This is a genomic window from Brevundimonas naejangsanensis, assembly GCF_003627995.1.
GTDB classification, from domain to species: domain Bacteria; phylum Pseudomonadota; class Alphaproteobacteria; order Caulobacterales; family Caulobacteraceae; genus Brevundimonas; species Brevundimonas naejangsanensis_B.
This window is the reverse complement of the sequence record NZ_CP032707.1, coordinates 1,645,753-1,656,756: the sequence shown is the minus strand read 5'-3', so window position 1 is coordinate 1,656,756 and position 11,004 is coordinate 1,645,753. Positions and strand designations below refer to the sequence as shown.

9 protein-coding genes are annotated in these 11,004 nt (G+C 69.6%); 5 read left to right on the top strand and 4 right to left on the bottom strand.

From position 1 onward, the window contains the following. Nucleotides 1-3: 3 nt before the first annotated feature. Nucleotides 4-1,041 (bottom strand): LacI family DNA-binding transcriptional regulator, encoded by a 1,038-nt coding sequence (locus D8I30_RS07765; RefSeq protein WP_121482237.1) that lies wholly within the window; start codon nt 1,039-1,041, stop codon nt 4-6. Nucleotides 1,042-1,127: 86 nt separating this feature from the next. Here D8I30_RS07765 and D8I30_RS07760 point away from each other — a divergent pair, with 86 nt between their 5' ends. From D8I30_RS07760 to D8I30_RS07740, 5 genes are all read left to right on the top strand, one after another. Continuing rightward, on the top strand, nt 1,128-3,188 hold the full coding sequence (locus D8I30_RS07760; protein WP_121482236.1) for a glycoside hydrolase family 97 protein: 2,061 nt from the start codon (nt 1,128-1,130) through the stop codon (nt 3,186-3,188). Continuing rightward, entirely contained in the window at nt 3,188-4,723 is a 1,536-nt protein-coding gene (locus D8I30_RS07755; protein ID WP_121482235.1) for an MFS transporter, read from the top strand. The genes D8I30_RS07760 and D8I30_RS07755 overlap by 1 nt, the downstream gene beginning before the upstream one ends. Further along, nucleotides 4,720-5,649 (top strand): alpha/beta hydrolase, encoded by a 930-nt coding sequence (locus D8I30_RS07750; RefSeq protein WP_121482234.1) that lies wholly within the window; start codon nt 4,720-4,722, stop codon nt 5,647-5,649. The genes D8I30_RS07755 and D8I30_RS07750 overlap by 4 nt, the downstream gene beginning before the upstream one ends. Nucleotides 5,650-5,664: 15 nt before the next feature. Continuing rightward, nucleotides 5,665-8,028, top strand: coding sequence for a glucan 1,4-alpha-glucosidase (locus D8I30_RS07745; protein WP_121482233.1), 2,364 nt, complete (start codon nt 5,665-5,667; stop codon nt 8,026-8,028). 146 nt (nt 8,029-8,174) lie between these two features. Next, nucleotides 8,175-9,428: a D-amino acid dehydrogenase gene (locus D8I30_RS07740; RefSeq protein ID WP_121482232.1), complete on the top strand. Its 1,254-nt coding sequence runs from the start codon at nt 8,175-8,177 to the stop codon at nt 9,426-9,428. A gap of 153 nt (nt 9,429-9,581) precedes the next feature. Here the strand turns inward: D8I30_RS07740 and D8I30_RS07735 are convergent, their stop codons facing one another. Genes D8I30_RS07735 through D8I30_RS07725 form a run of 3 tightly spaced genes read right to left on the bottom strand, consistent with a single transcriptional unit; the run spans nt 9,582 to nt 11,003 of the window. Beyond that, entirely contained in the window at nt 9,582-10,043 is a 462-nt protein-coding gene (locus tag D8I30_RS07735; protein ID WP_240387176.1) for a chemotaxis protein CheE, read from the bottom strand. Beyond that, the gene (locus D8I30_RS07730) at nt 10,040-10,627 is read right to left on the bottom strand and encodes a response regulator (RefSeq protein ID WP_121482231.1); all 588 of its coding nucleotides are present in this window, start codon (nt 10,625-10,627) and stop codon (nt 10,040-10,042) included. The genes D8I30_RS07735 and D8I30_RS07730 overlap by 4 nt, the downstream gene beginning before the upstream one ends. 4 nt (nt 10,628-10,631) lie before the next feature. Next, nucleotides 10,632-11,003 carry a hypothetical protein gene (locus D8I30_RS07725; protein ID WP_121482230.1) on the bottom strand — a complete coding sequence of 124 codons (372 nt, stop codon included), beginning with the start codon at nt 11,001-11,003 and terminating at the stop codon, nt 10,632-10,634. Nucleotide 11,004: the final 1 nt, after the last annotated feature.

Below are 11,004 nucleotides of genomic sequence, written 5' to 3'. Positions count from 1 at the left end.
GGGTCAGCCGCCGCAGCTTTCGCGCACGATCAGCTCGGTCGGCACCCGCTCGGACCGGCCGACCGTCTGGCCGGCGTGGTCCAGCAGCTTGGACACCATCAGCCGCCCGGCCTTCATCGTGTCCTGGGCGATGGTCGACAGGGCCGGGCGCGAGTAGCGGCTGAAGGGCACGTTGTCGAAGCCGATGACGGAGACGTCCTCGGGCACGCGGCGCCCGGCGTTCAGCAGGGCGCGCACCGCGCCCAGGGCGATCTGGTCGCTGGCGCAGACCACGCCGTCGAAGGCGACGCCGCGCCGGATCAGGGACTCCACCGAGGCCTCGGCCGATTCCACCTCGAAATGGGCGTCGACGATCAGGTCCGGATCGACCGCCAGCCCCGCCCCTTCCAGGGCCTCGAGGTAGCCGCGGTGGCGCTGCATGGACTCGGGCGGGTCCAGGTCGCCCAGGAAGACGATGCGTTTGCGGCCCAGGCGGGCCAGGTGCAGCGTCGCGCGGCGCCCGCCGTGGATGTTGTCCGAGCCGATCGAGCAATAGAGCTGGTCCGGCAGTTCGGCGCCCCAGACGACGAAGCGCGCCTCGGTCTCGACCATGCGGTTGAAGGCCGCGTGCAGGGTGCTCTGGCCCAGGAAGATGACCCCGTCAGCCCGGCTGGTGGTCATGGCCGCGGCCACGTCCTCATAGGTGGCGGGCGCCAGGTGGCTGATGATCAGATCGCAGCCGCGCTCGCGCGCCGCCTCGCCCACCCCGGCCAGCAACTCCAGGAAGAAGGGATCGCTGAGCCGCCCTTCGCGCCCCTGCGGGCGCGGCACGACCAGGGCGATGGTCGCCTCGGCCCCGATCGGCCCGGCGGGCATGTAGCGGCGGAACGGATAGTCGTGCTCGCGCGCCAGCTTCCAGATCAGCTGCTTGGTCCGGTCGTTGACCGCCGGATGGTCGTTCAGCGCCCGCGAGGCGGTCGAGATGGACACCCCCGCCAGCCGGGCCAGGTCTTCCAGTCGCGTGGACTTGCGGCTCACGGGTCGCGGACTCCGAAATCTCATGCTGCAAAATTTGCTGCAAATCTTGCTCTCTCATGCGCCCATCAAACGGCGCCTGACAAGAGCCTCTGTGCAAGGATCACTCCCTGATGTTGAAGCGTCGCTCCTTCCTGGCCCTGGGCACCGTCTCGGCCCTCGCCTTCGGCGCGCCCGCCATGGCCCAGTCGTCCGCGAACGCCGTGCGCGCCTCTTCGCCCGGCGGGGTGCTGACGGTCGAGATGGCCACCGACAACGACGGCCGCCCGACCTATTCGGTCAGCCGCCTGGGCCGTCCGGTGGTCGAGGCCTCCTGGCTGGGCTTCCTGCTGACCGACGCGCCCATGCTGGAGCGCAACATGACCCTGAGCGCCGCCCGGCCGGTCACGGTCGACGAGACCTGGGAGCAGCCCTGGGGCGAGCGCCGCTACGTGCGCAACCACTACAACGAATGGCGCGTCTCCTTCGTCGAGAAGACGGCGCTCGGCCGCCGCTTCGACGTGGTCTGGCGCCTGTATGACGACGGCCTGGGCTTCCGCTACGAATTCCCCGAGCAGGACGGGCTGAAGACGGTCCGCATCGGCGCCGAACTGACCGAGTTCAACCTGGCCGAGGACGGCGAGGCCTGGTGGATCCCGGCCTGGGAATGGAACCGCGAGGAATACCTCTACAACCGCACCCGCATCGACGCGGTCGGCAGCGCCCAGACGCCGATGACGGTGCGCGGCGATTCCGGCCTGCACGTCTCGATCCACGAGGCGGCCCTGATCGACTATGCGGGGATGAACCTGCGCCGCGCCGAGAGGCTGAAGTTCCGCGCCCAGCTGACGCCCGGCCTGACCAACGCCGCCGTGGAACGCCAGGCCCCCTTCCACACCCCGTGGCGCACCCTGCAGATCAGCGACACGGCCGCGGGCCTGGTCGAATCCAGCCTGATCCTGAACCTGAACGAGCCCAACAAGCTGGGCGACGTCAGCTGGTTCAAGCCGATGAAATACGTCGGCGTCTGGTGGGAGATGCACCTGGAGCTGAAGTCCTGGGCCTCGGGGCCCAAGCACGGCGCCACCACCGAGAACGCCATCAAGCACGTGGACTTCGCCGCCCGGCACGGCTTCGGCGGGGTGCTGGTCGAGGGCTGGAACAAGGGCTGGGACGGCGACTGGTTCGGCAACGGCGCGGACTACAGCTTCACCGAGACCTATCCCGACTTCGACATCGAGCGCGTCACCGCCCACGCCCGCTCCAAGGGCGTCCAGCTGATCGGCCACCACGAGACCGGCGGCAACGCCTACCACTATGAGCAGCAGATGGAGGCGGGCTTCGCCCTCTATCAGCGGCTGGGCATGCATTCGGTGAAAACCGGCTATGTCGCCGACGCCGGCGGCGCGCGGGTGGCCGCGCCGGGCGGCGGCTCGGTCATGGCCTGGCACGAGAGCCAGCCCCTGGCCCAGCACCACATGCGCGTCATCGAGGCGGCGGCGAAACATCAGATCGCCGTCAACGCTCACGAGCCGTTCAAGGACACGGGCCTGCGCCGCACCTATCCCAACATGATTACCCGCGAAGGCGCGCGCGGCATGGAGTTCAGCGCCTGGGGCCAGCCGGGCAACCCGCCCGAGCACGAGGCCAACCTGGTCTTCACCCGCCTGCTGGCCGGGCCGATGGACTACACCCCCGGCATCTTCGGCATGGAGACGCGCAGTCCCGGCGGCATCCAGACCACCTGGGCCAAGCAGCTGGCCCTCTATGTCGTCATCTACAGCCCGCTGCAGATGGCCGCCGACCTGCTGGTCCACTACGAGGCCAACCCTGGCCCCTTCCAGTTCATCAAGGACGTGCCGGTCGACTGGGCCGAGACCCGCGTGCTGAACGGCGAGATCGGCGACTTCGTCACCATCGCCCGCAAGGACCGCAACTCCGACGTCTGGGCTCTGGGCGCCGTCACCGACGAGCATCCGCGCAGCCTGGCCGCGCCGCTGACCTTCCTGGACGCCGGCCGCCGCTATCGCGCCGAAATCTATCGCGACGGCCCCGACGCCGACTATCGCGGCAAGCGCGAGGACATCGTCATCGAGCAGCGCGAGGTCACGGCCGCTGATACGCTGACGCTGAACCTGGCCCCCGGCGGCGGCCAGGCCATCCGCTTCGTGCCGCTGGGAAGGAAACCGCGCTGATGAAAGACGCCGCCCCCGTCCTGTCCGCTGAAAGCCAGACGCCGCGCGCCACGCGGCCTCGCCTGTCGATGTGGGCGATCTGGAACATGTGCGTCGGCTTCTTCGGCATCCAGATCGGCTTCGGTCTGCAGAACGCCAACACCAGCCGCATCTTCCAGACCCTGGGCGCCGAGATCGACAGCCTGGCCATCCTGTGGATCGCCGCGCCGGTCACGGGCCTGCTGGTCCAGCCGATCATCGGCCATTTCAGCGACAAGACCTGGGGGCGGCTGGGCCGTCGCCGGCCCTACTTCCTGGTCGGAGCCCTGCTGACCTCGGCGGCCCTGGTGCTGATGCCGAACAGCCCGAGCCTGTGGTTCGCCGCCGCCATGCTGTGGATCATGGACGCCTCGATCAACGTCACCATGGAGCCGTTCCGCGCCTTCGTCGGCGACAACCTGCCCGAGGAGCAGCGCACTACGGGCTATGCGATGCAGAGCTTCTTTATAGGGGCGGGGGCGGTGTTCGCCTCGGTCCTGCCGTGGCTGCTGTCCAACGTCTTCCACGTCGCCTCGACGGCGGCGGAGGGGGCCGTGCCCCTGTCGGTGAAGATCGCCTTCTACGTCGGGGCGGCGGGCCTGCTGGGCGCGGTGCTGTGGACCGTGTTCACCACCAAGGAATACAGCCCGGCCGAGATCGCCGCCTTCGACGGCCTGGCCGAGAACGACCCGGCCCCGGCCTCGCCTCAGCGCGGGGCGGGCCTCTACGGCCTCGGCGGCCTGACCTTCCTGGGCCTGGGCGTGGCGGTCGCCGCCCTGGTCCTGGCCTCGGGCTGGGAGAAGGAGCTCTATATTCTGGCTGGCGCGCTGGCCGTGTTCGGCGCCCTGCAACTGGCCGTCGCCGCCTTCCGCCGGGCCGAGCGGACCAACGGCCTGACCGAGATCCTCGACGACATCTTCGCCATGCCCGCTGCCATGAAGGGCCTGGCCGTGGTTCAGTTCTTCAGCTGGTTCGCCCTGTTCGCAATGTGGATCTACACCACCGCCACGGTGACGGCGGTCCACTACGGCTCCTCCGATCCGACCAGCGCGGCCTACAACGCCGGGGCCGACTGGGTCGGGGTGCTGTTCGGCGTCTATAACGGCGTCGCCGCCCTGGCCGCCTTCCTGATCCCGGTCGTCGCCAAAAGGACGGGGCGGCGCGGCGCCCATGCGATCAACCTGGTGCTGGGGGGTCTCGGCCTGATCGGCGTCGCCGTGATCCGCGATCCAGCCCTGTTGTGGCTGCCGATGATCGGGGTGGGCTTCGCCTGGGCCTCGATCCTGTCCATGCCCTACGCCATCCTGGCGGGCGCCCTGCCGGGGCGGAAGATGGGCGTCTACATGGGCGTCTTCAACATCTTCATCGTCGTGCCCCAGTTGCTGGCCGCGACCATCCTCGGCCTGATCCTGCGCCACCTGTTCGAGGGTCAGGCGATCTACGCCCTGATCATCGGCGGCGTCAGCTTCTTCATCGCCGCCGTCTCGGCCCTGTTCGTGCGGGAGCATAAAGGATGAGCCTGTCGCGCCGCATGACGCTCGGCCTGCTGGCCGCCCTGCCCTTCGCGGGGAAAGCGATGGCCGACATCCCCGTCGACGGGACGCTGGTCGAACACCCCGACTTTGCATCAAGCCACGTCCGGCCCCGCAACGTCACCGTCTGGCTGCCGCCCGGCTATGAGGCGGGGTCGGGTCGCCATCCCGTCCTCTACATGCACGACGGCCAGAACCTGTTCGACGCCGCCAAGGCCCCCTTCGGCGAGTGGGGCGTGGACGAGCATCTGGGCCGGCTGATCGCCAACGACCAGGTGCGCGCCCCCATCGTGGTCGGCGTCTGGAACACGCCGCTGCGCCTGCGCGAATACGTGCCCGCCGACCTGATCGCCGCCCTGCCCGCCGACGTCCGCGACGACGTTCAGGCCATCTATGGCGGCGCGCCCCTGTCGGACGGCTACCTGCGCTTCCTGGTCGAGGAGCTGAAGCCCTTCATCGACCAGAGCTACCGCACCCTGACCGGGCCGTCGGACACCATGGTCAGCGGCTCCAGCATGGGCGGGCTGATCTCCCTCTATGCGGTGATGAAGCATCCGCAGGTCTTCGGCGCCGCCGCCTGCCTGTCGACCCACTGGCCGCTGCGCATCGACGGTCTGGACGATCCGGCCGCCCTGGCCGTCTGGCGCGACAAGGTGGTCGGGGCCTGGACCGGGGTGGTGGCGAACGGCCTGCCCGCGCCGGGATCGCACCGCTTCTATTTCGATCGCGGCGACGAGACGCTGGACCAGTTCTACGCCACCTTCCAGAGCCGCATCGACGCCGTCTTCCGCGAGAAGGGCTACGGCCCGCGCGACTTCCAGACCCTGGTCTTCCCCGGCCATCGGCACAATGAGGCGTCGTGGAACGGCCGCCTCGACGTGCCGCTGAAATTCCTGCTGACGCCCGCCTGAGTGAAAGGTTTCTCCATGCGTCTCTTCAAGAGCCTGATCCTGGCCGGCGCCGCCGCCTCCGTCCTGGCGGGGACCGCCAACGCCCAGGTCGCGCCCGGCGCCCCCGGCGAGCCCCCGACCTGGGCCTATGCCGCCAAGGTGGGCGCGGGCACGGCCTATGAGGCCTATGTCGACGGCGCCTATCGCGACGGCGGGCCGACCGGGACCGTGTCTAAAGTCTGGTTCTCCATCGCCGACGGCGTCCTGACCGAGACCATGTACGGCCTGATCCACGAAGCCCAGATCAAGCAGCTGCGCCTGGCCGTGATGACCGACAGCGGCCTGGCGGTCGAGGGGACGGACACCGACTTCGCCGTCGACTACCTGCACAAGGATGCGGAGGGCCGCCCCTTGTCGCCCGCCTATCGTGTGACGACGACGGACAGGGCCGGGCGCTTCGCCATCGACAAGCAGGTCTTCACCGACCCAGACGGCCAGGCCCTGATCCTGCGCGTCACCGTGCGGGCGCTGAAGGGCGGCGTGACCCCCTATGTCCTGCTGGAGCCGCACATGGCCAACACCGGCGTGGACGACCGGGGCGAGGCGGCCAAGACCGGCCTGTTCGCCCATGAAGGCAGCGTCCACCTGGCCCTGCGCCCCAGCGCCCCGTTCGAGGCCGCCAGCGTCGGCTTCATGGACGTGTCTGACGGCCTGACGGGCCTGAAGGCCGGCGCCCTGCCCGCCTATACGACCACCGGGGATGCGAGCGGCAACATCATGCTGACCGGCGCCCTGCCGCGTCTGGAGCAGGGCCAGAGCGTCAGCCGCGACTTCGTCATCGGCTTCGGCGACAGCCGCGTGGCGGCGGAAGCCCAGGCCGACGCCGCCTTCGCCACCGGCCTCGACGAGGTGCTGAAACGCTTCAACGGCGAGGGCGAGCGCCTTGGCTGGGAGGACTACATCGCCTCGCTGACCGACCTGCCGCGTCTGGCCGCGCAGGGAACCGACGGCGGCAAGCTGGCCTATTCCTCGGCCCTGATGATCAAGGCGCTGGAGGACCACACCTACGCCGGCGCCCTGATCGCCTCCCTGTCCAACCCCTGGGGCGACACGGTGGACGCGTCCAAGCCTTCGACCGGCTACAAGGCCGTCTGGCCGCGCGACTTCTATCAGGTGGCCATGGCCTTCGCGGCGCTGGGCGACAAGGCGACGCCCCTGGCCGCCTTCCACTATTTGCCCCAGGTCCAGGTCGGGCCGGACACGCCGGGCAACAAGGGCGCCGGCGGCTGGTTCCTGCAGAAGACCCACGTCGACGGCACGCTGGAGTGGATGGCGGTCCAGCTGGACCAGACGGCCATGCCGCTGATGCTGGGCCATCGCCTGTGGACCCTGGGCTGGCTGACCGACGCCGACATGGCCGAGATGTACGCCAGGATGCTCAAGCCCGCGGCCGACTTCCTGGTCGACGGCGGCAAGGTCGACATCGACTGGAACCAGAACGAGATCCGCCCGCCCTTCACCCAGCAGGAACGCTGGGAGGAGCAACAGGGCTATTCCCCCTCGACCACCGCCGCCGTGGTGGCCGGCCTGACCGTGGCCGCCGAGATGGCGCGGGCGACGGGCGACGCCGCCGGCGCGGAGCGCTATCAGGCCGCCGCCGACCGCTACGCCGCCGCCATCGAGGCGACGATGTTCACCACCAACGGCGACTTCGGCGACGGGCGCTACTACGTCCGCATCACCCGCAACACCGACCCGAACGACAAGGCCCCGATCGGAACGGCCAACGGCCAGATCGCCCCGCCCGAGGATCACGTGATCGACGGCGGCTTCCTGGAACTGGTGCGCTACGGCGTGCGCGCGGCGAACGACGAGCACGTCGTCGCGACGCTGGGCGAATACGACGACACGGCGCGCGAGGACATGGTCCGCGTCCGCTACGACTTCGGCCCGGCGGGCGACCAGACGCCGGGCTGGCGCCGCTACGGCGTCGACGGCTACGGCGAGGACGTCTCGGACGGCAAGGGCTACGGCGTCGGCGGCGTCATGGCGCCGGGCCAGCGCGGCCGGGTCTGGCCCTTCTTCACCGGCGAACGCGGCCACTATGAACTGGCCCGCGCCCTGCAGGCCGGGGCCGCCGACGACGCGTCCCTGAACGCCATCCGCCAGACCTATGTGCGCGGCATGGAGCGGTTCGCCAACGCCGGCCTGCTGTTGCCCGAACAGGTCTGGGACGGCGTCGGCCATCCAACCTGGCACAAGGAGACGATGGGGGAAGGCACCAACTCGGCCACGCCCCTGGCCTGGACACACGCGGAATATCTCAAGCTGCTGCGCTCCCTGGCGGACAAGGCGGTGTGGGACCGCTACGCCCCCGTCGAGGCCCGCTTCATTAAATGAGCAAATAATCGGCCCGGATCGCGCGATCCGGGCCGGTCCTTTTAAGCGTCGCCCATATTGCAGCGCACACAAACTGCGACTTGCGCGACCCGCGCAAAATCTGGTCTAGGGAGCCGACGCGTCTGTCTCGCGTAAGGTCAAGACCAATGAAGATCGCAATCCTCGGCGCCGGCGTCATCGGCGTGACCACCGCCCACTACCTGGCGCGCCAGGGGCATGAGGTGACCGTCATCGACCGCCAGGGCGGTCCGGCGCTGGAGACCAGCTTCGCCAACGCGGGCGAGATCTCGCCCGGCTATTCCTCGCCCTGGGCCGCGCCCGGCATTCCCGCCAAGGCGGTGAAGTGGCTGTTCATGCGCCACGCCCCGCTGATCCTGCAGCCGCAGGTGAACCCGGCCACCATGCGCTGGCTGCTGGCCCTGCTGCGCAACTGCACCTCGGCCCGCTATGCGCTGAACAAGGCGCGCATGGTGCGCCTGGCCGACTACAGCCAGGTGGTGCAGACGGCGCTGAACGAAGAGCTGGGCCTCGACTACGACCACCGCACCCAGGGGACGCTGCAGCTGTTCCGCACCCAGAAGCAGCTGGACGGCATCTACAAGGACACCGAGGTCCTGCGCGAAGGCGGCGTCCCCTTCGAGGTGCTGGATCAGGACGGCTGCATCCGCGCCGAGCCGGGTCTGAAGGCCACGCGCGACCTGTTCGTCGGCGGCCTGCGCCTGCCCAAGGACGAGACCGGCGACTGCTTCAAATTCACCAACGCCCTGGCCGACGTGGCCGCCGCGAACGGCGTGACCTTCCAGTACGGAACAACCATCCAGGGGCTGATCGCCGAGGGCGGCCGCATCACCGGGGTGAAGACCGACAAGGGCGTGGTCACGGCCGACGCCTATGTCCTGGCCCTGGGCTCCTATTCGCCGCAGATGGTCAAGCCGCTAGGCATGACCCTGCCGGTCTATCCGGTGAAGGGCTATTCCATCACCGCTCCGATCATCGACGAACCCGCCGCCCCCGTCTCGACCATCATGGACGAGAGCTACAAGGTGGCCATCACCCGCCTGGGCGACCGCATCCGCGTCGGCGGCATGGCCGAAATCTCGGGCTACAACAACGTCCTGCCGGCGCAGCGCCGCAACACGCTGGAGCATTCGGTCGGCTCGCTGTTCCCCGGCGCGGGCGACCTGAAGGCGGCCAGCTTCTGGTCGGGCCTGCGCCCGATGACGCCGGACGGCACCCCGGTGATCGGCAAGACCCCGATCGACAACCTGTTCCTGAACACCGGCCACGGGACGCTGGGCTGGACCATGGCCTGCGGCTCGGCCCGCGTCATCGCCGACCTCATCGACGGCCGCACGCCCGACATCGAGACGGCGGACCTGGGCATCGCCCGCTACGGCTGACCGCTTCCTTCTCCCCTTGTGGGAGAAGGTGGCCCGTCAGGGCCGGATGAGGGGTCTCTCCGAAATCGGACGAAGGGTTGCCAGGCCCAGGTCCCGCAACTCCTCATCCGTCAGGCTCCGCCTGCCACCTTCTCCCACAAGGGGAGAAGGGTCTTATGTCCGCGCCTTGATCGCCACGGCCTTCAATCCCGCCAGCAGGTGGTCGGTCGCGGCGTTGCGTTCGCAGCCCGCCTTCAGGATCAGGCGCAGGGCCTGGACGTGCACCAGCACCGGAGGCCAGTCCCAGGCGCCGGCCGCCGCCATGCGGTCGGCGACGTCGGCCAGGCTGTAGCCCGCCTCGTAGAGCGGCCCCGTGTCGAAGAAGCCGGCCAGGTCCAGCACCCGCGAGGCCAGGCGATAGACCTCGGCCGCGGGGGCGTCGGGACGCGCCGCGCACAGCCCTTCCAGCCCGGCCACGGCGGCCTCGATCTCGGCCATGACCTCGGCCTTGTGGCGGCCCAGGCGATCGTTGGCGCGGCGCTCGACGTCGGCCAGGGTCCGGCCGCCGGGCTGGGCCATCTGCCGCGCCAGGGAGGTCTTGATCTTCAGGGTGCGGGCTTCCGGCGTCGTGGTCACAGCGAGACCCTCATGGGCTTGAGCAGCATGTCGATGTCGGCCTGATCCATATTGGCTTCGACCGCGGCGCCGACGTGGGTGGACAGGTCGCCCTTGCGGCGGCCCGGCACGCCGATCGGCGGGCCGAAATTACGCACCCGGCGATCCGGCCCGACATAGCTGGCCGCTTCGACGAACTCGCGCTCGTCGCCGGCCAGCCACAGGATGCGCTTGAGCAGCACGGCGGGCGTCAGCGGCTTGGTCACGACGAAGCTGACGCCGCAGTCGCGCCCCTCCTGCACCTTGGCCTGGGAGGCGTGGCCGGTCAGCAGGATGACAGGGATGTAGCGCAGCGGCGCCGGCGTCTCGCGACGCAGCCAGCGGGTGAAGGCGTAGCTGTCCATCTCCGGGTCGCCGCAGTCGATGACCACTAGGTCGATCTGGCGCTTCTGGACGACCTTCACCGCCTCGACGGCCGAGGCGCATTTGATCTGCTCCTTGACGCCGAAGCCCAGGAAGACCGAGCTCAGCATGTCCAGGGCCTGGGGGTTGTCGTCGACCAGCAGAACCGTCGACTGCTCCAGATTGACGCGGTCTTCGGCCATACGCTCAGAACAGGTGCAGCACGCCTGCCGCTGCGGCGGGCGCGTCGTCGGCGGGGTCGGCGGCGGCGGTCGCCGGACGGGCGCGGTGGGCCGTCTCCTGCATCCGCTCGGCCATCTCGGCCAGGGGCAGGGCCGCCAGGGCGGTGTCCATGGGCTGGTCGTCGGCCACGGCCTGGGCCAGGCCCGCCAGGGCCTCGACCCGCTGGACCAGGACGTCGAAGGTCTGACTGCGCGTCAGATACCCCAGCCGCGTTTCGGGCGGCAGCAGGCGCAGGACCTCGGACACCAGTCCGCCGGCCACCTCGATCTCGCCGCGGATGTCGGCCAGTTCCGCCGCCATGGCGGCCAGCAGGTCGCGATTGTCGTTCTCGCCCATT

Coding starts and splice junctions, on each gene's coding strand:
- D8I30_RS07765 (WP_121482237.1), bottom strand. CDS start 1,041: ATGAGATTTCGGAGTCCGCGACCCGTGAGCCGCAAGTCCACGCGACTG.
- D8I30_RS07760 (WP_121482236.1), top strand. CDS start 1,128: ATGTTGAAGCGTCGCTCCTTCCTGGCCCTGGGCACCGTCTCGGCCCTC.
- D8I30_RS07755 (WP_121482235.1), top strand. CDS start 3,188: ATGAAAGACGCCGCCCCCGTCCTGTCCGCTGAAAGCCAGACGCCGCGC.
- D8I30_RS07750 (WP_121482234.1), top strand. CDS start 4,720: ATGAGCCTGTCGCGCCGCATGACGCTCGGCCTGCTGGCCGCCCTGCCC.
- D8I30_RS07745 (WP_121482233.1), top strand. CDS start 5,665: ATGCGTCTCTTCAAGAGCCTGATCCTGGCCGGCGCCGCCGCCTCCGTC.
- D8I30_RS07740 (WP_121482232.1), top strand. CDS start 8,175: ATGAAGATCGCAATCCTCGGCGCCGGCGTCATCGGCGTGACCACCGCC.
- D8I30_RS07730 (WP_121482231.1), bottom strand. CDS start 10,627: ATGGCCGAAGACCGCGTCAATCTGGAGCAGTCGACGGTTCTGCTGGTC.
- D8I30_RS07725 (WP_121482230.1), bottom strand. CDS start 11,003: ATGGGCGAGAACGACAATCGCGACCTGCTGGCCGCCATGGCGGCGGAA.